At 64.9% G+C, this 23746-nt stretch carries 18 protein-coding genes; 3 read left to right on the top strand and 15 right to left on the bottom strand.

Annotated elements, in window-relative coordinates:
* Positions 1-53: 53 nt before the first annotated feature.
* From MVA47_RS16815 to dop, 7 genes are all read right to left on the bottom strand, one after another.
* Positions 54-1019: a YafY family protein gene (locus MVA47_RS16815; RefSeq protein ID WP_247208760.1), complete on the bottom strand. Its 966-nt coding sequence runs from the start codon at positions 1017-1019 to the stop codon at positions 54-56.
* Complete coding sequence (locus tag MVA47_RS16810) at positions 1016-2011, bottom strand: YafY family protein (protein WP_247208759.1); 996 nt, start codon at positions 2009-2011, stop codon at positions 1016-1018. Before MVA47_RS16810 ends, MVA47_RS16815 begins: the two co-directional genes overlap by 4 nt.
* Before the next feature lie 24 nt (positions 2012-2035).
* A complete protein-coding gene (pafA, locus tag MVA47_RS16805; RefSeq protein WP_081729813.1) occupies positions 2036-3394 on the bottom strand; it encodes a Pup--protein ligase in 1359 nt (452 codons plus the stop codon).
* 40 nt (positions 3395-3434) lie between these two features.
* On the bottom strand, positions 3435-4247 hold the full coding sequence (gene prcA / locus MVA47_RS16800; protein WP_247208758.1) for a proteasome subunit alpha: 813 nt from the start codon (positions 4245-4247) through the stop codon (positions 3435-3437).
* Positions 4244-5062, bottom strand: coding sequence for a proteasome subunit beta (gene prcB / locus MVA47_RS16795; protein ID WP_247208757.1), 819 nt, complete (start codon positions 5060-5062; stop codon positions 4244-4246). The genes prcA and prcB overlap by 4 nt, the downstream gene beginning before the upstream one ends.
* Entirely contained in the window at positions 5059-5253 is a 195-nt protein-coding gene (locus MVA47_RS16790; RefSeq protein ID WP_023959236.1) for a ubiquitin-like protein Pup, read from the bottom strand. The genes prcB and MVA47_RS16790 overlap by 4 nt, the downstream gene beginning before the upstream one ends.
* A gap of 100 nt (positions 5254-5353) precedes the next feature.
* On the bottom strand, positions 5354-6853 hold the full coding sequence (gene dop / locus MVA47_RS16785) for a depupylase/deamidase Dop (protein WP_247208756.1): 1500 nt from the start codon (positions 6851-6853) through the stop codon (positions 5354-5356).
* 135 nt (positions 6854-6988) lie between these two features.
* On the opposite strand from dop, the gene glgP reads away from it, so the two are divergent.
* Positions 6989-9574 carry an alpha-glucan family phosphorylase gene (gene glgP, locus MVA47_RS16780; RefSeq protein WP_247208754.1) on the top strand — a complete coding sequence of 862 codons (2586 nt, stop codon included), beginning with the start codon at positions 6989-6991 and terminating at the stop codon, positions 9572-9574.
* 36 nt (positions 9575-9610) lie between these two features.
* On the opposite strand, the gene MVA47_RS16775 is transcribed toward glgP, so the two are convergent.
* The 3 genes from MVA47_RS16775 to MVA47_RS16765 form a co-directional block, all read right to left on the bottom strand.
* On the bottom strand, positions 9611-12079 hold the full coding sequence (locus tag MVA47_RS16775) for an FHA domain-containing protein (RefSeq protein ID WP_247208752.1): 2469 nt from the start codon (positions 12077-12079) through the stop codon (positions 9611-9613).
* A gap of 138 nt (positions 12080-12217) precedes the next feature.
* A complete protein-coding gene (arc, locus tag MVA47_RS16770) occupies positions 12218-14002 on the bottom strand; it encodes a proteasome ATPase (protein WP_247208751.1) in 1785 nt (594 codons plus the stop codon).
* Positions 14003-14180: 178 nt separating this feature from the next.
* Entirely contained in the window at positions 14181-15011 is an 831-nt protein-coding gene (locus MVA47_RS16765; protein WP_030162962.1) for a tRNA (adenine-N1)-methyltransferase, read from the bottom strand.
* A 108-nt stretch (positions 15012-15119) separates the two neighbouring features.
* Here MVA47_RS16765 and MVA47_RS16760 point away from each other — a divergent pair, with 108 nt between their 5' ends.
* Both MVA47_RS16760 and MVA47_RS16755 read left to right on the top strand, forming a co-directional pair.
* A complete protein-coding gene (locus MVA47_RS16760) occupies positions 15120-16061 on the top strand; it encodes a RecB family exonuclease (protein WP_374474230.1) in 942 nt (313 codons plus the stop codon).
* A gap of 18 nt (positions 16062-16079) precedes the next feature.
* A complete protein-coding gene (locus MVA47_RS16755; RefSeq protein WP_247208749.1) occupies positions 16080-16913 on the top strand; it encodes a thioesterase family protein in 834 nt (277 codons plus the stop codon).
* A gap of 8 nt (positions 16914-16921) precedes the next feature.
* On the opposite strand, the gene hisG is transcribed toward MVA47_RS16755, so the two are convergent.
* The 5 genes from hisG to metH all read right to left on the bottom strand — a co-directional run bounded on the left by hisG (position 16922) and on the right by metH (position 23716).
* Positions 16922-17767, bottom strand: a complete 846-nt coding sequence (gene hisG, locus MVA47_RS16750; RefSeq protein WP_247208748.1) for an ATP phosphoribosyltransferase — start codon at positions 17765-17767, stop codon at positions 16922-16924.
* Positions 17768-17816: 49 nt separating this feature from the next.
* Positions 17817-18080 carry a phosphoribosyl-ATP diphosphatase gene (locus tag MVA47_RS16745; RefSeq protein WP_030162968.1) on the bottom strand — a complete coding sequence of 88 codons (264 nt, stop codon included), beginning with the start codon at positions 18078-18080 and terminating at the stop codon, positions 17817-17819.
* Complete coding sequence (locus MVA47_RS16740) at positions 18064-18756, bottom strand: HAD family phosphatase (RefSeq protein ID WP_308280562.1); 693 nt, start codon at positions 18754-18756, stop codon at positions 18064-18066. Before MVA47_RS16740 ends, MVA47_RS16745 begins: the two co-directional genes overlap by 17 nt.
* Before the next feature lie 83 nt (positions 18757-18839).
* Entirely contained in the window at positions 18840-20051 is a 1212-nt protein-coding gene (locus tag MVA47_RS16735) for an acyl-CoA dehydrogenase family protein (protein ID WP_247208746.1), read from the bottom strand.
* An 86-nt stretch (positions 20052-20137) separates the two neighbouring features.
* Positions 20138-23716: a methionine synthase gene (gene metH, locus MVA47_RS16730; protein ID WP_247208745.1), complete on the bottom strand. Its 3579-nt coding sequence runs from the start codon at positions 23714-23716 to the stop codon at positions 20138-20140.
* Positions 23717-23746: the final 30 nt, after the last annotated feature.

The raw sequence follows: 23746 nt of genomic DNA, 5'->3' as shown, positions 1-23746 counted from the left end.
TGCTACCCGGAAACCGGGCAGTCGACGTGTGAGTGCCGGCGCCTGGCTGTTGCTCAGCTGTACATCGCCAGCGTTGCAGCTGCCCTGGCCTGGATGTCCGTGGCCATCTCGTCGGCATTGAGCACCTTGATCTTGCCACCGAAACCGAGAACGAACCGGGTGAGCCATTCGGATGACCCGTACGTCATAGTCGCCAGCACCGGCTGATCCGAACCGGCGATCCCGTCAGGATCGACCGGCTCGATGAGGTAATAGTCGAGAACCCAGACCACCTCCGGATCGATCTCGATCACCGCCTGCGGCAACGTGGGGTCGGATTCGAAGAGCGCGAGCGTCTGGTCGGACTCCGCGGTCGCCGGTGGCCGAGCCACCTCGTCGAGTACCGATGCCTCGTCGATCCGGTCGAACCGGAACAACCGGATACCCCCGCTGGAACGGCACCAGCCCTCGAGGTATCCGCGACCGTCCACCGCCTGGATACGGATGGGGTCGACGACCCGCTCGGTGACCTCGTCGCGGGATGCGGAGTAGTACCGCAGCCGCACGGCATGACGCCGACGTACTGCATCCCGCACGGCGATCACCGCAGGTGACTCCGCCGGATCGGAGTCAGAGGTGGGTGTCTCGGTGACGGCTTCCCCTATCGGGGTACCCATCGCATTCTCGATCTTCGCGATCGCCCGCCGCGCAGCAGCAGCATCCACGACGCCCGATGCGTCGATCAGCGAGCGCAGGGCCACCAGCAGAGGTGCGGCTTCGGCGGCGGTGAGCTTGAGCGGTCGGTCGATGCCCGCTGAGAAGGTCACCTCGACGCTGTCCTCGGTGAACGACAGGTCGATGAGGTCGCCGGGCGAATACCCCGGCAGTCCGCACATCCACAGTTGATTGAGGTCGTCCATCACTTGCTTCGGCGTCGTACCCAGGTCACGAGCCGCTTCTGCAGCGCTGACCCCAGGGTTTGCCAAGAAGTACGGCACCATCACGAGCAGGCGGGTGAGCCGGCTGGTCCCCGAGCTCATGAGCTCACTCCCGCAAGGCTTTTCAGACCGTCGATCACCGTATTGCGTAGTTCGGGGGGATCGATCACCACCGCGTCGGTTCCCGCTGCGAGAACCTGGCGGGTCAATCCGTCCACCGACCTCATCTCGATCTGGAGGACGGATCCCTGTCGGCCGTTGTGATCGCCTGGCTCCTCGACCTTGGCCATCCGCCGCAGCCCGGCAGCGCGGTCCGCGGCGACCCACACATGGGCGGTGACCGCAGGACCCGAACGGTCGACGGCCGCACCCACGATGGCCCGCAGGTCCACGTCCCCGGGGCGGGCGACGTCGCCCGCCTTACCGAACGGGGTGACCGTTGCGATACGGGTCAACCGGAACGTGCGGGTCTGTCCGCGGTCGCGGTCATGGCCGACGAGGTACCACCGACCTTGATGGGTGACCACTCCCCACGGTTCAACCGTGCGGGTGACGTAGGGCGCGGTACGCGATGAGCGATGTTCGAACCGCACCGGCCGGCTCTCCTCGAGAGCGGCCAGCAACGTTCCGAGGACTTCTGGCGACCCGATCCCGCGAGGGGCACTCGAGTGAATCGACGTGGCGCCGGCGTCGAACGCGGATTCGGAATCCATCTGCACACCTGCGGCCCGCAACTTCATCAGAGCGCTGTTGCTGGTGGCCGCCAACTCCGGGGTGTCCCACAGCGCGGCGGCCAGCGCAACAGCGGCGGCCTCATCGGTGTCGAGGTCGATGTCGGGTAGCTCGTAGGATTCGCGGTTGATCCGGTAACCGTCGACCGGCGAGAACCCAGAACTGCGCCCCGTCTCCAGCGGGATGCCGAGATCACGCAATTCGGTCTTGTCCCGCTCGAACATCCGATTGAATGCCTCATCGGATTTGGAGTCCTGGTATCCGGCGACACTACTGCGGATCTGGTCGGCCGAGAGGTATTGCCGGGTGGCCAGCAGACAGATGACCAGGTTCATCAATCGTTCAACCTTATTGATCGCCACCCGGACAGCTTAGTGTCGGCCTCGCTACATGGAGGCAATCAGGCGATCGACGCGCTCATCGACATTGCGGAACGGGTCCTTGCAGAGCACCGTTCGCTGCGCTTGGTCGTTCAGTTTCAGATGCACCCAGTCGACGGTGAAGTCGCGGCCGGCCTTCTGCGCAGCCGCAATGAAGTCGCCACGAAGCTTGGCGCGCGTGGTCTGAGGCGGTGTGTCCACCGCCGCGGCGATGGCCTCGTCGGTGGTGACGCGCGCGGCCAGGCCCTTGCGCTGAAGCAGATCGAAGACGCCGCGACCTCGTTTGATGTCGTGGTACGCCAGGTCCAGCTGAGAGATCTTGGGATCGGACAGATCCATCGAGTAGCGGTCCTGGTAGCGCTGGAACAGCTTGCGTTTGATGACCCAGTCGACCTCGGTGTCCACCTTGGCGTAGTCCTGCTGCTCCACCGCATCGAGCATCCGGCCCCACAAGTCGACGACCTGGGTCATCTGCTGATCTGGCTTACGGGTGCGCAGGTGCTCGACGGCCCTCGCGTGGTACTCCCGCTGGATGTCGAGGGCACTGGCCTGGCGGCCGCCGGCCAGGCGAACCGGGCGACGCCCCGTGAGGTCGTGGGACACCTCGCGAATCGCCCGAATCGGGTTGTCCAAGGCGAAGTCACGGAAGGCGACGCCGGCCTCGATCATCTCGAGGACCAGGGCCGCCGACCCCACTTTGAGCATCGTCGTGGTCTCGGCCATGTTCGAATCGCCGACGATCACATGCAGCCGGCGATACTTCTCGGCGTCGGCGTGCGGTTCGTCGCGGGTGTTGATGATCGGCCGGCTGCGGGTGGTGGCCGATGACACGCCCTCCCAGATGTGCTCGGCGCGCTGCGACAGACAGAATGTGGCCGCCTTGGGCGTTTGCAAGACTTTGCCTGCGCCGCAGATCAATTGCCGGGTGACGAGGAACGGGAGCAGGACGTCCGAGATCTTCGAGAACTCACCGGCACGCACCACCAGGTAGTTCTCGTGGCAACCGTACGAGTTGCCTGCGGAGTCGGTGTTGTTCTTGAAGAGGTAGATGTCCCCACCGATACCCTCGTCGGCCAATCGACGTTCGGCGTCGATGAGCAGGTCTTCGAGTACGAGTTCGCCCGCACGGTCGTGCTCGATCAGTTGTTGCAGGTTGTCGCACTCGGCAGTGGCGTACTCGGGGTGCGAACCGACGTCGAGGTAGAGCCGTGCCCCGTTCTGCAGGAACACGTTCGATGAACGGCCCCACGACACCACTCGGCGGAACAGATACCGAGCGACTTCATCGGGGCTGAGCCGGCGGTGCCCATGAAAAGTACATGTGACACCGAATTCGGTTTCGATACCCATAATTCGTCGCTGCACGATTTCAACCCTACCGCCGAGTGTCCGAGTGGGTACGGATTCAGCTTTCGGTTCCATTGGAGCCACCGGCACCGGTCGCGCCGTCGGCGCCATCGGAGTCGGTGGAAGGACGTTCTGGCAACAGGTCCACCAAAGCGGTTCCGGTCAGCCGTCGGAACGCTCGTCGAGGCCGTCCGTGATCCAGAATTGCCACCTCGAGGTCGCCCGGTTCGAGCTTGCGCGGTTCGGCGGCGACTGTGGTGCTCGAGCCCGAGCCGGAGCTCGAACCGTTGGGCGCAGGCGGGGTTTCGAGCGCCTTGATCGCCGAAGCCAACGCGCCTCGTAGATCGGCATTCCCGTCGTAGGCGTCCTTCATGGACGCCGAGATCGCCTCGGTGGCGCCACCCATGACCAGGAACCGAGTCTCGTCGACGATGGATCCGTCATAGGTGATCCGGTACAGCTGGGACGGGCCCGGCTTCCCGGGCCGACTCACCTCGGCCACACACAGTTCGACCTCAAACGGTTTCGGCTGCTCGGTGAACACCGAACCGAGTGTGTTGGCGTAAGCGTTGGCGAGCGACAACCCACTCACGTCGGCACGGTCGTAGTTGTACCCACGCATGTCGGCGTGCTGGATGCCGGCCTTGCGCAGGCTCTCGAACTCGTTGTACTTGCCGACCGCGGCAAACCCGATGCGGTCATAGATCTCGCTGACCTTGCGCAGTGTGTTCGAGGGGTTCTCGGCGACGAAGAGAACTCCGTCGGCGTAGGTCAACGCGATGACGCTGCGGCCCCGGGCAATACCCTTGCGCGCCAGTTCGGACCGGTCGCGCATGATCTGCTCGGCGCTGGCGTAATACGGGAACGTCATGACTGCGTCCCTTCGACGGCGGAGCGACGGGTGATCACCGATCGCGCCGCCTCTTCGATCTGGGCGGCAGACACCTCACCTGCTCCTTCGGCGGTTACCACCGCGGCAGTCGGGTACAGCCCCCGGACCATGTCGGGACCACCGGTGGCGGAGTCGTCGTCGGCAGCGTCGTACAGCGATTCGACAGCGATCTCGAGAGCTTGGGGACCGGTCAGGTCATGTCGATACAGCTTCTTGATGGCCGACTTCGCGAACACCGAGCCCGACCCGATCGCCTGGAACCCGCCGTGTTCCTCGTGGCGGTCCCCTGCGACGTCGAACGAGAAGATGCGACCCGGCCGCTGTGGGTCGATCGCATCGGAGTCGTAACCGACGAGCAGAGGGATGGCTGCGAGTCCGGCCATGGCCGCCTGGAGGTTGGAGCGGACCATCGAGGCAAGTCGATTGACCTTGCCGTCGAGGGTGAGCGAGACGCCCTCGATCTTCTCGTAGTGCTCGAGTTCGACGGCGAAAAGACGGATCATCTCCACGGCGACACCCGCTGTGCCGGCGATGCCTGCCGCCGAGTAGTCGTCGGTGATGAACACCTTGCGCATGTCGCGACTGGCGATCATGTTGCCCGCGGTGGCTCGGCGGTCGCCTGCCAACACCACGCCACCCGGATACGCGATGGCGACGATGGTGGTTCCGTGCGGGATGTTCGCAGTTACCCCCTCGGGAAACCGATCGACCGGCAACAGGTCTGGCGCGTGGTTACGCAGGTAGTCGGAGAACGACGAGATGTCCTGGCCAAGTGACTGGATTCGATCGGTCACTGGCCGCCCTTCTGGACATAGGCGCGCACAAAGTCTTCGGCGTTCTCCTCGAGCACGTCATCGATCTCGTCGAGCAGGTCGTCGGTGTCGTCGGCCAGCTTCTCGCGACGCTCTTGACCCGCACCCGAATCCGAACCGGCATCGTTGTCGTCGTCGTTTCCGCCTGAACGCTTGGTTTGCTCCTGCGCCATCGCTGCCTCCTTCAGAACACGGCCCCGCCGGGGCCGTCCGTATATTCACACTACCGTTCAAAGCCGACACCGCTCGGGATATACGAGTCGTGCCAGATCCTCAATTCGTGAGCTGATCCACGAGTTCGGCGGCTGAGTTCACCGAATCGAGCAGTTCCCCGACATGCGCGCGACTGCCTCGCAGCGGCTCCAGGGTCGGGATGCGGACCAGGGACTCGCCACCCAGATCGAAGATGACCGAATCCCAGCTGGCGGCGGCTATGTCGGCGCCGAACCGCCTGAGACATTCACCGCGGAAGTACGCGCGGGTGTTCTCCGGTGGATTGCCGACGGCGTCCATCACCTGCTGCTCGGTGGTGAGCCGCTTCATCGAACCGCGCGCCACCAGTCGGTTGTACAGGCCTTTGTCGAGACGGACGTCGGAGTACTGCAGATCGACCAGCTGCAACCGGGGTGCCGACCAGGCCAGGCCCTCACGGTTGCGGAAGCCCTCCAGCAGGCGCAGTTTCGCCGGCCAGTCGAGCAGGTTTGCGCACTCCATCGGATCGCGTTCGAGCTTGTCCAGGACGTCGGCCCACGTGTCGAGAACGTCCCTGGCCCTGAGGTCATCGCTGTTGTTCTTGTCGTGGAAGGCGACACAGCGCTCGTGATAGATCCGCTGGATCGCCAGCGCGGTCATCTCTCGCCCATCGGCCAGCGCGACCGTGGTCTGCAGCGTGGGGTCGTGGCTGATGACGTGTACGGCGTGGACCGGGCGGGCCAGTTCGAGGTCACCCAGTTCGACACCGGCCTCGATCAGATCCAGCACGAGTGAGGCAGTGCCCACCTTGAGGTACGTCGCGGTCTCGGCAAGGTTGGCGTCGCCGATGATGACGTGCAGCCGGCGATAACGCTCGGGGTCGGCGTGCGGCTCGTCGCGGGTGTTGATGATGCCGCGCTTGAGGGTCGTCTCCAGACCCACCTCGACCTCGATGTAGTCGGCACGCTGGCTCAGCTGGAACCCGGCATCGTCACCGGACTGACCGATACCGACGCGGCCGGATCCGGTGATCACCTGTCGGGATGCGAAGAACGGGGTGAGTCCGGTGATCACCGAGGTGAAGGGCGTGGACCGGGCCATCAGATAGTTCTCATGGGTGCCGTAGGAGGCACCTTTTCCGTCGATGTTGTTCTTGTAGAGCTGCAGTTTCGGCGCCCCGGGAACGCTCGCGACATGTCGTGCTGCCGCTTCCATCACGCGCTCCCCCGCCTTGTCCCAGATGACGGCGTCGAGTGGATCGGTCACCTCGGGCGCCGAGTACTCGGGATGGGCGTGGTCGACGTAGAGCCGGGCGCCGTTGGTCAAGATCATGTTCGCTGCGCCGACCTCGTCGGCGTCGATGATGGGTGCCGGGCCCGAACTGCGACCGAGGTCGAAGCCGCGTGCATCGCGCAGCGGCGACTCCACCTCGTAGTCCCAGCGAGTGCGCTTGGCGCGGGGCACCCCGGCGGCCGCTGCATAGGCCAGTACCGCCTGCGTCGACGTCATGATCGGGTTGGCACCGGGATCGTTCGGAGCCGAGATTCCGTACTCGACTTCGGTTCCGATAATTCGCTGCATTCCCCGAGCGTAGCCGGGGGTGGCAGGGCCCATGCCGAGCGCTCCCGCCGAATTGTCCGGCCGTCCGATGACGAGCTGATGTACACAAGTTTTCGGGGGTCGCGAACCCGCTGTCGCGTGGGTAGGGTTTGCTCGGTGAAAGCACTGCGCCACTTCACCGTCCGCGCCCACCTCCCAGAGCCCCTTTCAGCCCTCGCCGAATTGTCGACCAACCTTCGATGGTCGTGGCACCCGGCCACCCAAGATCTGTTCGCATCGATCGATGCGGATCTGTGGGCGACCGGCAAGGATCCGGTGCGGCTGCTGGCCGATGTCGGACCGCAGCGGCTGTCCGCACTTGCTGCCGACGACGGTTTTCTTCGCCGCTTGGACGACTTGGCGTCCGATCTGCAGAACTATCTGAACCGACCTCGCTGGTTCCAGGAGCAGGTGGCCTCGGGCAATCGATTCCCTCGCTCGATCGCCTACTTCTCGATGGAGTTCGGTGTGTCGGAAGTGCTGCCGATCTACTCCGGTGGTCTCGGCATCCTCGCGGGCGACCACCTCAAAGCCGCCTCTGACCTGGGCTTGCCGCTGATCGGGGTAGGACTGCTCTACCGCTACGGATATTTCCGTCAGTCGCTGACGTCGGACGGATGGCAGACCGAGCGCTACCCGAATCTCGATCCCCAAGGCCTGCCTGTGCGAGCGGTGCTCGACGCCGAGGGCAATCCGGTGACGGTGCGGGTTCTGATGCCCGACAACCGCGTGTTGCACGCCAAGGTCTGGATTGCCGACGTGGGTCGAATCCCCCTACTGCTCCTGGATTCCGACATCCCCGACAACGACACGGATCTCCGGATGATCACCGACCGGCTCTACGGAGGCGATCAGGAACACCGGATCAACCAGGAAATCCTTGCCGGTGTCGGTGGAGTGCGCGCGGTGCGGGAGTACACCCGGATCAACGCCCTGCCCGACCCCGACGTCTTCCACATGAACGAGGGGCACGCGGGTTTCCTGGGCGCCGAGCGGATTCGTGAGCTGGTGGGTCCGGCCGGCGCCGGGCTCGACTTCGACACGGCCCTCACCGCGGTGCGTGCATCGACCGTGTTCACCACGCACACACCGGTTCCGGCCGGAATCGACCGGTTCCCGATCGACATGGTGCGCCGCTACTTCGGCGACGACGGCGGGCAGTCGACGTTGCTGCCCGGGATCGAGCTGGCGAGGATCCTCGAACTCGGCCGGGAGAAAGACCCGACCGTGTTCAACATGGCGCACATGGGTTTACGGCTGGGCCAGCGCACCAACGGTGTGTCCAAACTCCACGGGGCGGTCAGTCGCGAGATGTTCGGTCCACTGTGGCCAGGCTTCGACGCGGCCCAGGTACCCATCGGATCGGTGACCAACGGGGTACACGCACCCACGTGGTCGTCGCGGCGTTGGGCGGAATTGGCCACTGACGGCCAGTCAGGCGGTCTCACCGAGATCGACGCACTTGCCGCGATGAAAGATGTTCCGGCAGAGCAGATCTGGAAGACCAGAAATGAACTGCGCACCGAGTTGATCGCCGAGGTCCGCAGGCGCCTGCGCAAGTCGGGCCTCGAGCGCGGCTACTCGGCCGCCGAGCTGGGCTGGACTGCCGGCGTGTTCTCCGCGCGAGTGCTGACCATCGGTTTCGCCCGACGGGCGGCGACATACAAGCGGCTCACCCTGATGCTGCGCGACACCGATCGCCTCAAAGCGCTGTTGCTCGACAAAGAACGTCCGGTGCAACTGGTGGTGGCGGGCAAGGCCCATCCGGCCGACGAAGGCGGCAAGGCACTCATCCAGAAGATCGTTCGCTTCGCCGACGCCAACGATGTGCGGCACCGGATCGTGTTCTTGCCTGACTACGACATGTCGATGGCTCGATACCTGTACGGCGGATGCGATGTGTGGCTGAACAATCCGCTACGGCCGATGGAGGCGTGCGGTACCTCTGGCATGAAGTCGGCACTCAACGGTGGGTTGAACCTGTCCATCCTCGACGGATGGTGGGATGAGATGTCCGACAACGAGAACGGATGGGCCATCCCGACAGCGGACGGCGTCACCGACGAAGTCCGGCGCGACGATCTCGAGGCAGCCGCACTGTACGAGTTGCTCGAGAACGTGGTGGTGCCCAAGTTCTACGACGTGGGGCCAGACGGGGTTCCGACCCGATGGGTGGAGATGGTTCGCCACACGTTGCATACCCTGGGGCCACAGGTCCTGGCCTCGCGCATGGTCCGCGACTACGCCGAGCAGTTCTACGCGCCGGCGGCCATCTCTGGCCACGCGGTGTCGGACAACGACTTCGCCGGGGCCCGCGAACTGTCCGGATTCCGGGCGCAGGTGGACGAGGCCTGGCCTTCGGTGAGGGTGCGCCACGTCGACACAGCCGGTCTGCCCGACACTCCCCTGCTCGGCTCGACCATGACGATCACCGCCCATGTCGACCTCGCCGGTCTGAGTCCGGAACAGGTGCTGGTCCAGGCCGTGGTGGGTCGGGTCGATGAGGAGGAGAACTTGTCGGAGGTTGTCACCACGACGATGTCGGTGAGCTCCGGTGGCAATCTGTCCGACGATTCGACGATCTTCGAGGTCGCCGTGCCGCTTCCGATGACCGGACCGGTGGGATACACCGTACGAGTGATGCCCACCCATCCCTTGCTGACCAACACTGCCGAACTCGCGAAGGTGGCCTTCGCCGATTAGGCCGCAAGGCCGGCGTCGGCTGGAGAGACTTGGTCTTCAAGACAGGGACTTCTTCTTCAAGACCAGGCGGCGGTAGGTGAACCAGGCCAGGATCAACGCGATCACCGTCATCGCGCCGTAGGCGAGGGCGGCGTTGGCAACCGTCTGGTCCCAGATGGTCTCTTTTTGTGTGGACGGCGAGGACGGTGAGACAGCGCGCAGGTCAACGGCATTCGCGGCAGCGGCGTACCCCCACCGGGCCGGGAAGATCCACGACAACTGCTCGAGGCCGACCCGCCCGGCGAGGGGGAACAACCCGCCGCAGAAGACGAGTTGCACCATCACCACCACCACGAGTGGTGGCATCGTCTGTTCACTCGACCGGACCGCCGCCGAGATGGCGAGTCCGATCAGTGTGCTGACGCATCCCAAGAAGGCGATGGCGACGAACAATTCGAGGGCACCGGCGGTGAACAGGCCAGACCCGGGAGTCCCCTTGCCCGCGTACGTGATTGCGACCATCACCGCACACTGCAGCACGGAGACGACAAAGAAGACCACGACTTTCGCCAACAGGTAGGCGCCGGGGCGAAGGCCCACTGCCCGTTCCCGGACAAAGATGGCCCGCTCCCCGACCAGGTCACGCACAGTCAGAGCCGCGCCCATGAAGCTCGCCCCGACCACCAGCACGACCAGGATCTGGACTGTCTCACCAAGACTCGTACTGCTGTTCACATCGAAGCCCGCGGTGCCGGGGATCACCAGCGACAGGAGCCCGAGCACGATCGGCAGCAGCGCCAGAAACACCAGGTAACCGGTGTCTGCGAGGATCAGCCGAACCTGTCGTCGCGAGACCGTCGACGTCTGGCGCGTGACACTGGTCTGGGGCGGGCGTATCGGCGACCCGGCCCGCCGACTCGGTGGTCTGGCCGGCGGGCGTCGATTCCGGGCCCGATAGCGCTCATGAGCGGCGTCCGGTTGCTCTGCGACGTACGCGAAGATCTCAGCCCAGTCCTCTGTGCCCATCGCCGGGCCGACTGCCCCAGGACTGCCGCAATAGGCGGTCTTCCCGCCGGGAGCCAGCAACAGCACCTGGTCACACATCGACAGGTACGTCAAGGAGTGGGTCACCACGATCACGACACGTCCGGCGTCGGCCAGTCGGCGAAGAGTCGACATGACCTGACGGTCCAGCGCGGGGTCGAGCCCAGAGGTCGGCTCGTCGAGGATGAGCAGAGAAGGGCCGGTGAGCAACTCCATCGCCACCGACGCCCGTTTCCGTTGCCCGCCGGACAGCTTGTCCACCCTGGTGTCGAGGTGCTCGATGAGCTGCAGTTCGGCCAACACTCCGTGAATGACGTTGTCGCGGTCGGCCTTGCTCATGTCCGGTGGCAATCTGAGTTCAGCTGCGTAGCGAAGCGCCTGTCGCAAGGTGAGCCGTCGGTGTAGCACATCGTCCTGTGGCACCATTCCGATGCGCGTGCGCAGCGCCTCGTACTCGGCGTGCACACTGCGGCCTTCGAAGGTGACGGTTCCGGTGGACGGGTTCGCCCCGCCGGCGACGATCTTCGACACCGTCGATTTACCCGCCCCAGAAGGTCCGATGACGGCGGTGAGGCTCCCGGGCCCGGCCGCGAACTCGACTTCCTGGAGCAATTGTTTGCCGTCGATGTTCAGCCCGATCGCTTGCACGTGGAGACCGTCCGCGACCGCGGCCTGAGACTGTCCCCGGACAATCGTGCCGCCCTTGACCACGAAGTCGCTGTTTCCGATGGTGACCACGCTGCCCTCGGTGAGCAGCTGCCTGCTGATCCGCCGGCCGTCGACGTAGGTGCCGTTCACCGATCGCAGATCCTCGATGACCAGCCCCTGCGGCGTTGCGGTCAATTGGGCATGGCGACGCGAAGCGAGAACGTCACTGACGACGATGTCGTTGTCCGGGGTGCGGCCGATACTCATTCGCGCCGAAGCCCCGATATCGATGGCCTCTCGCCGCCCGGAGCCGGCCTGCGGGCTGATCTGGCCGTCCGGACTGATCCGGTAGACCGCCGACACGTTCTGATGCAGTGCCTGCAGGTGTGGCGCCGCTGAGGCCCCACTGAATCCTGGGGGTGCCGGACGCATCGGCGACGGATTCGCTCGAGGGGGCGGCTGGGCACCGCGGTGTGGAATCGGGGCCGACCGGTGCTGGGCCGGCCCAGCATGTCCGCCGGTCGCCGGGTGCATCACCGCGATGTCGACCAGAGGCCCGGACACGTTGTCACCCACACGAATTCGATGGTTGCCCGACAGCATCATGCCGGTCAACCGCACGCCGTCCGCGTAGAAACCGTTGGTGCTGCCCACATCGACTATTCGCCAGGCGTCACCCGACCACTCGATGGCCAGATGGTGGCGCGAGACCATGGGGTGGACGATGGGTATGTCATTGTCCGGGGTGCGCCCGATGGTGAGGCGGCCGGCCTGTCTCAGGCGCTGCTCGGTGCCGTCTACCCAAATGCGGAGCGGCGTAGGCGATGCGTTCATTAACGCATCACTGTAGACGGCCCCGACCGCGGCGCCGCGGTTCGTGCAGGCAAACAAGCATCCGCCGTCGGGAGACAGAAAAGCGGTGGGGACGAAGTCTCGACTTCGTCCCCACCGCTCTTGACTCTGCGTGAGGTGTTACAGGTACTGACCGGTGTTGGTCTCGGTGTCGATCGCCCGGCTCGCACCCGAGCTCTTGCCCGTGACCAGTGTGCGGATGTAGACGATCCGCTCACCCTTCTTGCCCGAGATCCTCGCCCAGTCGTCGGGGTTGGTGGTGTTCGGCAGGTCTTCGTTTTCAGCGAACTCGTCGAGGATGGAATCGAACAAGTGCTGGATCCGAAGGCCTCCCTGGCCCGTCTCCAACTGCGACTTGATGGCGTACTTCTTGGCGCGGTCCACCACGTTCTGGATCATGGCTCCGGAGTTGAAGTCCTTGAAGTACATGATCTCTTTGTCGCCATTGGCGTAAGTGACCTCCAGGAAGCGGTTGTCGTCACTCTCCGCGTACATTCTCTCGACGACACGCTCGATCATCGCCTTGACGCACGCGGCCCGGTCCCCGCCGAACTCGTTGATGTCGTCGGGGTGCACAGGCAGTGTCGGGACCAAGTACTTGGAGAAGATGTCTATCGCCGATTCGGCATCGGGACGCTCGATCTTGATCTTCACATCGAGGCGACCCGGACGCAGGATGGCCGGATCGATCATGTCCTCGCGGTTGGAGGCACCGATGACGATGACGTTCTCCAGCCCCTCCACACCGTCGATCTCGCTGAGCAACTGAGGAACGACTGTGGTCTCGACATCAGAGGAGACGCCGGAACCGCGGGTACGGAAGATCGAGTCCATCTCGTCGAAGAAGACGATGACCGGGGTGCCCTCGGACGCCTTCTCGCGAGCCCGCTGGAAGATCAGGCGGATGTGGCGTTCGGTCTCGCCGACGAACTTGTTGAGAAGCTCGGGACCCTTGATGTTCAGGAAGTACGACTTCGCCTCTTTGGCATCATCACCACGCGCCAGCGCGATCTTCTTGGCCAGCGAGTTGGCAACAGCCTTGGCGATGAGGGTCTTGCCGCAACCGGGAGGGCCGTAGAGCAGCACGCCCTTCGGCGGCCGCAGCGAGTACTCGCGGAAGAGGTCTTTGTGTAGGAACGGCAGTTCGACAGCGTCGCGGATCTGTTCGATCTGACGGCCGAGCCCACCGATGTCCTCGTACCCGACATCGGGCACCTCTTCCAGAACCAGGTCCTCGACCTCGGCCTTGGGAACCCGCTCGAAAGCGAAACCGGCTTTGGTGTCGATGAGCAGGGAGTCGCCGGGGCGCAGTTTGCGATTGCCCTCGACCTCCGAGAGCACACTCTCGCTCAGCGGTTCGGCCAGCCACACCACCCGTTCCTCGTCGGCATGACCGACGACAAGCGCTCGCTGGCCGTCCTCGAGGACCTCGCGCAGGGTGCTGATCTCACCCACGGAGTCGTAGGACCCGGCCTCGACGATCGTGAGGGCCTCGTTCAGACGCACGGTCTGACCGCGACGAAGCGTGTCGAGATCGATGTTGGGAGAGCACGTCAGTCGCATCTTGCGGCCCGAGGTGAAGACGTCCACCGTCGAGTCCTCGAAGATCTCGAGGAGTACGCCGTAGCCACTGGGCGGTTGGCCGAGCCGATCCACCTCTTCGCGCAGCGCGATGAGCTGTGCCCGGGCCTCTTTGAGGGTCTCGAGCAGCTTGGCGTTGCGCGTCGTGAGCGTGTCGACACGTGCCTGCATGTCGTCGTCTCCGACTTTGCCGTACGAGCCGCCTCCCCGCGTGGGGCCGGCCCCGGTGGCAGGGCGCGAAGATGATCCCCACTCGGCATCGGTCGCGGCCGAATCTTGTGGACCGCGACTCTGCCGAGGCTCGTCGTTGCTGGAATCCGTCATTTCTGACTCCTCTCCCCGAGTCGACTCTGCGCCACCACCACGTGGTGTCCGAGCGATCGACTCGTTACCCGAGGTTACCGGCGAATCGACCGGCTTGCCTCACGCCCCGCGGCACGTGGTGTTGTCGATGTGTTAATAGTGTGTCGCCGCAAGGTTTTCCGACGCTACACCAAGCAGGTCAGCCCTTGCTGGGACGCCGATGGGGCCTGGGCGGTGCGGTACCCTCCGCCAGGCGTCGGGTGGTCACCAGAAATGCGGTGTGACCTTGCATTTTGTGTCCGGGGCGGACGGCCAGACCGACCACGTTCCAATCGCGTACCAGTGACTCCCAGGCGCGCGGTTCGGTCCAGCACTGTTGCTCACGGATCGCTTCGACCACTCGGGACAATTGGGTCACCGTCGCCACATAAACGGTCAGCACCCCGCCCGGCTTCAGGGCTCGACGCACCGTGTCGAGCGTTTCCCACGGCGCCAGCATGTCCAGCACCACGCGGTCGACGTCGGCCGTCCCGGGGTGGTCGGACAGATCGGCCAGGGTCAGATCCCAGTTCGGCGGTGGTCCGCCGAAGAACTCGTTGACATTGCGGACCGCATGCTCGGCGTGGTCCTCGCGCACCTCGTAGGACAGGACCCGGCCGTGCTCGCCGACAGCGCGCAGCAGCGAGCAGGTCAGGGCGCCCGACCCCGCACCCGCCTCGAGAACGGTGCACCCGGGATGGACGTCGCCCTCCATCACGATCTGTGCCGCGTCCTTGGGGTAGATGACCTGGGCTCCACGAGGCATCGACAACACGTAATCGATGAGCAACGGGCGCAGCGCAAGGTACGGCGTCTGCGACGTGGACTTGACGACGATTCCCTCGTCCGACCCGATGAGGTCGTCATGCGCGATGGCGCCCTTGTGCGTGTGGAAGCTCTTGCCGGCTTCGAGCCGGACGGTGAACTTCCGGCCCTTGGCGTCGGAGAGCTGCACGCGGTCGCCGACGGCAAACGGACCTGTTGTTGACATGGGGCGGTGAGCCTTCCCTCGATGCGCGGATCTGAACCTGAGCGGCATCGGATACCCACGGACTCGAAATGATCGTTGTTGTCGTTGGTCAGGCATACCCTGCCAGGTGTGAGTCTCAGTACCGAATTGTGCCCCGACACGAGTGCAGCAGGCCAGCCGCCTCGAGGAGTGCCCACGCAGACCGGCACCACTGCCAAGGCGGTCCGGGCCCCGGCGCTCTCGCCCAGCCGTGCAGGTGACTACAAGCAGTGTCCGTTGCTCTATCGGTACCGGGCGATCGACCGACTTCCGGAGAGCCCGACCCAGGCCCAGGTCAAGGGCACCGTGGTGCATGCTGCTCTGGAGAACCTGTTCGACATGCCGGCTGGGCTGCGGGTGCCCGAGTCAGCCGAGCTACTCGTGGACGGCGCGTGGGGTGCCCTGTGCGAGGAGACACCCGAACTACGCGATCTGGTTCCCGATGACCAGGTCGACCGGTTCCTTGCCGACGCGCACAAACTCATCTCCACCTACTACACGCTGGAGAACCCCACCGCCTTCACACCGGAATCGTGTGAACTGCGTGTGGAGGTCGACCTGACCGAGGACGACGACGACCCCGAACGGGTGTTGTTGCGCGGCTTCGTCGACCGGATCGACGTCGCACCCGACGGCCGCGTACGTGTGGTCGACTACAAGACCGGGCGCTCCCCCGGCGAGAGTTTCGAATCACGCGCGCTGTTCCAGATGAAGTTCTACGCGCTGGCGATCTACCGGCTCCGCGGGATCGTTCCGGCCCGCCTCCAACTCCTCTACCTCGCAGATGGTCAGAGCCTGATCTACACGCCCGAGAAGGCCGAGCTCGATCGATTCGCCAGGACACTCACGGCGATCTGGAAGGCCATCCTGAAAGCCGGTGCAACAGGCGACTTCCCACCCAAGCGCAGTCGGATGTGTCAGTGGTGCGACCACAAGGCCCACTGCCCGGAGTTCGGTGGGACGCTACTGCCCTACCCCGGATGGCCGTCGTCGCCGGGTGAGACGAGCCATGCGGAGGCTGTGTCGGAGTAGGTGGTTGAATCACCCCTTGTGTCTGCGCAACCCGCCTACTTCATCCCTCTGGGCCATGACGGCGAATTCGATCGTTTCGAACCCACCGAACACACGGTCAGCGTGTGGGGTGCCGATCTGCAACACGGCGGCCCACCGACCGGATTGCTGACTCGAGCACTGCTGCGTCACGAGCCGGACGCGTCACATTCGTTCACACGCATCGCAATCGACATTCTCGGTCCGGTCGGGATGACCGAGAACCGGGTATCGACGACCGTGCTGCGGCCGGGTAGGCAGATCAGTCTGCTCGCGTCAGAACTGTCGGTGAAACAACCCGACGGCAGCTTTCGGATTGCCGCGCGAGCCACGGGATGGCGCCTTGCCACGGCCGACACCGCGACGGTGGAGCATGCCGTCACGCCGGCACTGACGCCGCTTCCGGACGAGCTCGAGGGATCGATCGGCCTGGCAGGCGTAGGGCCACTCGATGCTGCGGACTGGGGTTCTGTCGGGTTCGTGGGCACGCTGGAACATCGTCTGATCGACCGGGCCGCACACGGCCCTAGTCGCGCCTGGGTCCGTCCGACCCTGCCGCTCGTCGCCGGCGAGGAGACAACCGACCTCGAGAAGTTCTTCACGGTCCTCGACGTCGCGAACGGTGTGGGATCGCGACTGGCGATCGGCGACTGGACGTTCATGAACACCGACACCACCGTCCACCTCCATCGCGAGCCGGTCGGAGACTGGACGGGTATCTCCGCGGAGATGGCTGTGGGCCCGAACGGCTCCGGCGCGACGTTCGCCGATCTCTACGACACGGCTGGGCCCGTCGGGCGATCCGCGCAGACCGTACTCATCCGCCCGGTGTAGGGCGTCGCTCAGAAGCGGCAGGACCGGATGTCGGAGGCGAGGATCGCCTTGGCACCCAGTTCGGACAGCTCGTCCATCAGGTTCTGGTGCTGTTTGCGTGGTACCAGCGACCGGACGGCAACCCACTTGTCGTCGGCCATGGGAGCAACCGTGGGCGACTCGAGTCCAGGGGTGATCTTGATCGCCGCGTCGAGCAGACCCTTCGGGCAGTCGTAGTCGAGCATGACGTACCGCTGGCCGAAAACGACGCCCTGCACGCGGGCGATGAAGCGGTCGGCGGCCTTGGAGCGGTCGGCACCCGCCCGTTGCACCAGCACTCCCTCGGAGTCGCAGAGTGAGTCACCGAACGCGGTCAGATCGTGTTGCCGGAGTGTGCGACCGGACCCCACCACGTCCGCGATGGCGTCGGCGACGCCCAGCTGAATCGAGATCTCGACAGCGCCGTCGAGCCGGATGATGGTGGCCTCGATGCCCTTCGACGCGAGGTCACCGCGAACCAGGTTGGGATACGAGGTGGCAATGCGCTTGCCCGCAAGGTCGGCGACCGACCATTGCTGCTCGGTCGGCGCCGCGTAGCGGAACGTCGACGAACCGATGCCGAGAGCAAGGCGTTCTTCGACGTCCGCACCGGAGTCGAGTGCCAGATCCCGTCCGGTGAGACCGAGGTCCAGCTCGCCCGACCCGACGTAGATCGCGATGTCCTTGGGTCGCAGGAAGAAGAACTCCACCTCGTTCGCCGGATCGAGAACGGTGAGGTCTTTCGCATCCGAGCGGCGCCGGTAGCCGGCCTCACTGAGGATCTCGGCGGCGGACTCGGAAAGCGCCCCCTTGTTGGGAACGGCAACGCGCAGCATGGGTGGTCCTATCGGGGAACGGGCGATTCGGGAAGACGGCAGGGCCGTCTCACAGGTGTTTGTAGACGTCGTCGAGGGTCAGGCCGCGTTTGATCATCATCACCTGAAGCCAATAGAGCAACTGAGATATCTCTTCGGCGGTTGCCTCCGCACTCTCATGCTCGGCGGCGAGCCACACCTCGCCGGCTTCCTCGATGATCTTCTTGCCGAGGGCGTGCACTCCCTTGTCGAGAGCGGCAACCGTTCCGCTTCCCTCGGGACGGGTGGCGGCCCGATCGGTCAACTCGGCGAACAGCTCATCGAAGGTCTTCACGGTGCTCAAGTGTTCCATTGGACGCCGCAGCGAGGTCGTCGAGGGTCAGTCCGACGAGGCTCTCACGCAATGTGCGACGCGGACCACCTGGAACCGGTGCCTCCGACGGGATGACGATCACCGCGCAGCCGGCAGCGCTCGCCGCTTGTGACCCGGTCGGCGAATCCTCCACGGCCAGACACCGCGACGGGTCGACGCCGAGCAGCCGTGCCGCCTTCAGGTATGGGTCGGGTCGCGGCTTGCCGAGCGGCACCTCGTCGCCGCACACTGTCGCCTCGAACCGGTGTCTCCCGATCGTCTCGAGCGCCTCGTCGGTCAACTCGCGCTCGGTGTTGGTCACCAACGCCATCGCGATGCCCTGCTCACCGATGAGGTCGAGGGCCTCGCGAGCTCCCGGCATCCAGGGAATCCCGAGCTTGAACAGCGCCGACACCCGCGCGCGGAGCCAGGCAGCCCGGCCGGGATAGTCGCGTTCGCCGTCGGGCACGCCCGCGGCCACGAACACCTTGGTCAACGCGTCGGTCATCGAATTGCCGAGCGTCGATTGCCGGAGTGCATGGTCCATCTCGATGCCCAGGTCGGCAGCGAGGTCGGCCATCGCGACGTCCCACAGCTTTTCCGAGTCGAGCAGTGTGCCGTCCATGTCCCAGAAGACGGCGTCGGGTAGATCGCTCACCACGTCATCCTTCCCGACACCGGCCCAGGAAGAAAATCGTGCTGCTTGCGTAGGCTATCGCTCCGAGCCGGACCCCACCTTTGCTAACGCTTGCCGGCACTCCACGCATAGGGCAGCTCGGTGCCGTTGAGAACGAACGCCCCGACCGCCTGCGATTTGAAGATCGACGGATTGTGCGTGGAGATCGTCCGCGCATTGCGCCAGTGCCGATCCAGGCGCAGGCTCTCGGAGGTGATGGAAGCCCCGCCGACCTCGAAGAGCTGTGTCGTCGCGGCCAGGACCAGATCGATGACGGTCAGTTGGGCTTGTGCCGCAGCGAGTTCGGCGCGATCGAGCAACTCCGGATCCTGAGCGGTCGAACTGTCGGCAAGCACCTCGTCGAGGACGTCGGCAACTGCCAGCACCGCAGCGCGCGCAGTGAACGCGGCACTCGACAGCTTCCCGATGACCTGCTGCACCAGCGGATCCTCCCTGGGCAGATCCGCGGCGGCATGGGTGTACGAGCGGGTCCGATCGCGAACCCATGCCGCGGCGTCATCAGTGGCGCGCTGGGCGATACCTGCAAGCACGGCCAATTGCACCAGCTGCAGATACGACGTGGCGTAGGTCTTTCCCGCGCCACCGTATCCCGGCCCCAGGATGCGGTCTGGGCTCACCCCGACATTGTTGAATTCCGTTGTGCCGCTGGCCGTCAGCCTTTGTCCGAAGCCATCCCAGTCGTCATGCTGGGTGACACCGTCGGCGTGTGCGTCGACGAGCACCGACACACGTTCGCCGTCCTGGTCCGCGGCGACCAGGACGTGGTCTGAATACAGCGACCCGGTGCTGTAGTACTTCGTGCCGTTGAGCACCCACTGGTCGCCGTCGCGGGTCAGGCGCGTCTGATACCGGTCCACGGCACCCACGCCCGGCTCGGTGATCGCGTTGCCGACGAGAACACCACCGGCAGTCGCACGAAGCCAGTTGTCACGGGCGTCGCTAACCTCGGCGAGCCGCTGATCCTCGACGAAACTGAAGTGGACACGCAACGCCTGTGGAAGGTTCGATTCCGCCGCGGCGAGGTCGATGAGAAGCCGGAACTGTTGGCGCACAGTGGCCCCGAGCCCGCCGAACTCAACGGGCACCCGCAGCGCTCCGAAACCCAGTTCACGTAACCGGCCGACCTCTGCGTACGCCAACCTTCGATCCACCTCGCGCTCGGTCGCACCGGCGGCGATGCTTTCGAAAGCCGGACGAAAACGGTCGTCGAGTTCGGTGTCGGTGAAGGCTCCGGCAGCAGCAACAGTTGATGTCATGGCATGAAGTGTTGGCCACGACCGCGCCAGAAGCACCAGTTCGACTCACGCTGAATCGAACTGGTGCCCACCTGACGAGCTGCCGCCTACGTGTTGAAGTACTTCGCCTCGGGGTGGTGCAGCACAAAGGCATCCGTGGACTGCTCCGGGTGGAGCTGCAACTCGTCCGACAATTCGACGCCGATGCGGCCCGGGTCGAGCAGATCCATCATCTTGGCCCGATCCTCCAGATTCGGGCAGGCGCCGTAACCGAACGAGAAGCGCGCGCCCCGGTACTTGAGGTCGAAGAAGTCCTGCGGGTTGTCCGGATCCTCCGCGGCCATGGCGGTGTCACCGAAACGCAGTTCCTCGCGCACCCGCTGATGCCAGAACTCGGCGAGCGCCTCGGTCAGCTGCACACCGATGCCGTGCACCTCGAGGTAGTCGCGGTAGGCATCCTCGGCGAACAGCTTGTTGGCGAAATCGGCGATCGGCTGCCCCATGGTGACCAGCTGGAACGGCAGAACGTCCACCTCGCCGGTCTCGATCGCGTCGGCGCGCGACCGGATGAAATCTGCGATGCAGAGGAAACGCCCTCGCTGCTGCCGCGGGAACTCGAAGCTGTGCCGGATCGGTGCGTCCGGGCGCGGCTCGGTGAGCACATGCACCACGTCGCCCTCGCTGACGGCCGGGTAGAAACCGTAGACCACGGCGGCGTGCTGCAGGATGTTCTCCGTCGCCAGCCGGTCGATCCAGTACCGCAGACGAGGACGCCCGTCGGTCTCCACCAGATCTTCGTAGCTCGGCCCCTCACCGGCCCGGGCGCCGCGCAGACCCCACTGCCCCAGGAACAGGGCACGCTCGTCGAGCAACGACAGGTACTGAGCCACCGGCACACCCTTGACGATGCGTGACCCCCAGAACGGAGGCGTGGGTACCGGAAGCCCCGCGGCGACATCCGAACGCTCGGGCACCACCACCGGTTCTGCCTCGGCCTTACGCTTTTCGGCGATGCGCTTGGACCGGTCGTGGCGCTTCTTGCGTTCGGCGGTCTTCTCCGCCGCTGCCAGCGCCTCGGGACTGTCGGGTGCCGGGGCACCGCCACGCTTGGTCAGCATGATGTCGTCCATCAGCCGCAGGCCCTCGAAAGCGTCTCGCGCGTAATGCACGTCGCCCTCGTAGGTTTCACTGAGGTCGTTCTCCACATAGGAGCGGGTCAGTGCTGCACCGCCGAGCAGTACGGGGAACTTCTCGGCCAGACCCCGGCTGTTGAGCTCCTTGAGGTTGTCCTTCATCACCACCGTGGACTTCACCAGCAGGCCGGACATCCCGATGACGTCGGCGTTCTTGTCCTCGGCGGCCTCGATGATGTTCGCGATCGGCTGTTTGATGCCGATGTTCACCACTTCGTAGCCGTTGTTCGACAAGATGATGTCGACGAGATTCTTCCCGATGTCGTGCACATCGCCCTTGACCGTGGCCAGCACGATGCGGCCCTTGCCGTCTTCTCCCGTGGCCTCCATGTGTGGTTCCAGATGCGCCACAGCCATTTTCATGACCTCTGCGCTCTGAAGGACAAAGGGCAACTGCATCTGCCCGGACCCGAAGAGCTCACCGACCGTCTTCATGCCGGAGAGCAGCGTCTCGTTGATGATCTCGAGCGGCGGCACCTGCGTCATGGCTTCGTCGAGATCGTCGGTGAGGCCGGCTCGTTCGCCGTCGACGATCCGGCGTTCGAGACGCTCGAAGAGCGGTAGCTTTGCCAGTTCCTGCGCGCGGCTCTCCCGCGCCGACGCCGCCGAGACGCCCTCGAACAGCTGCATGAGCTTCTGCAGCGGGTCGTAGCCTTCCCGGCGCCGGTCGTAGACCAGGTCGAGGGCGATCTCCCGGTGGTCGTCGGGGATACGGGCCATCGGGAGGATCTTCGAAGCGTGAACGATGGCCGTGTCGAGACCTGCCTCCACACACTCGTGCAGGAACACCGAGTTGAGCACCTGACGGGCGGCGGCATTGAGTCCGAAGGACACATTCGAGATGCCGAGGGTGAAGTGGACGTCGGGATGACTCGCCTTGAGCCGGCGGATCGCCTCGATCGTCTCGATGCCGTCGCGTCGGACCTCTTCTTGACCTGTCGAGATGGGGAACGTGAGGGCATCGATGATGATGTCCTCTTCGTTGAGGCCCCAGTTCTCGGTGATGTCGGTGATGAGGCGCTCGGCGACCTTCACCTTCCAATCGGCGGTTCGGGCCTGGCCCTCTTCGTCGATGGTCAGCGCGACCACCGCGGCGCCGTGCTTCTTGACCAGCTTCATCGTGCGGGTGAACCGCGATTCGGGGCCGTCGCCGTCCTCGTAGTTCACCGAGTTCACCGCACAGCGTCCACCCAGGTGCTCCAGCCCGGCCTCGAGCACCTCGGGCTCGGTGGAGTCGAGCATGATCGGCAACGTCGAGGAGGTGGCAAGTCGGCTGGCGAGCGCGGACATGTCGGCGGCGCCGTCGCGGCCGACGTAGTCGACGTTGAGGTCGAGCATGTGTGCACCGTCGCGCGTCTGATCCTTCGCGATGTCGAGGCACTTCTGGTAGTCCCCGGCGAGCATCGCGTCGCGGAATGCCTTCGACCCGTTGGAGTTGGTGCGCTCACCGATCATCAGGATGCTGGCGTCTTGATGGAACGGCACCGAGCTGTACAACGACGAGATCTCGGCGGCATGTTCCGGATGTCGTTCGGCCTTGTCGGCGCCGCGTACCGCTTCGGCGACCTGACGGATGTGCTCGGGTGTGGTGCCACAGCACCCACCGACGAACGACAGTCCGTACTCCTCGACGAAACCCTTGAGTGCCTCGGCGAGTTCTTCCGGCGTGAGCGGGTACTCGGCACCGTCCTTGCCCAGGGTCGGCAGTCCGGCGTTGGGCATCACGGACACGGGCACCCGGGCATGCCGGGTGAGATACCGGAGGTGTTCGCTCATCTCGGCGGGACCGGTGGCGCAGTTCAGGCCGATCATGTCGATGCCCAGAGGCTCCAGCGAGGTGAGTGCGGCCCCGATCTCCGAGCCCAGCAGCATGGTGCCGGTGGTCTCCACGGTGACGTGGGTGATGATCGGGATCCGGCGGCCGAGTTCGTCCATCGCCTGCTGGGAACCGAGAACGGCGGCCTTCACCTGCAGGAGGTCCTGCGAGGTCTCGATCAGGATGGCGTCGGCACCGCCTTCGACCATTCCCAGCGCGCATTGCTGGTACGCATCGCGGATCGCCGCGAAGGTGGTGTGGCCCAGAGTGGGGAGTTTGGTACCCGGCCCGATCGATCCGAGAACAAAGCGAGGGATGCCGTCGGCGCTCGGTCCGACCTCGTCGGCGACCTCCCGGGCGAGCTTGGTGCCCTTGAAGGCCAACTCCCGGATGCGGTCGGCGATGTCGTAGTCGCCGAGGTTCGAGAGGTTGCAACCGAACGTGTTGGTCTCGACCGCATCCGCGCCTGCCTCGAAATAGGCTCGGTGGATCTCCCGCAGGACGTCCGGACGGGTGTCGTTGAGGATCTCGTTGCAACCCTCGAGTCCCAGGAAATCGTCCAATGTCAGGTCCGCTGCCTGCAACATTGTTCCCATGGCACCGTCACCGATCAGGACGCGTTTGTTCATCGCGGCGAGCAATTCGGTATCGAATGATGCTGAAGTTGCGGCAGACATGGTTAACAGGGTAGTTCGCTCTCCATCGGT

It is taken from the genome of Williamsia sp. DF01-3 (assembly GCF_023051145.1).
In the GTDB taxonomy this organism is placed as follows: domain Bacteria; phylum Actinomycetota; class Actinomycetes; order Mycobacteriales; family Mycobacteriaceae; genus Williamsia.
Note: the sequence above shows the minus strand (reverse complement) of the source record. Positions and strands in the feature narration are given on the sequence as shown.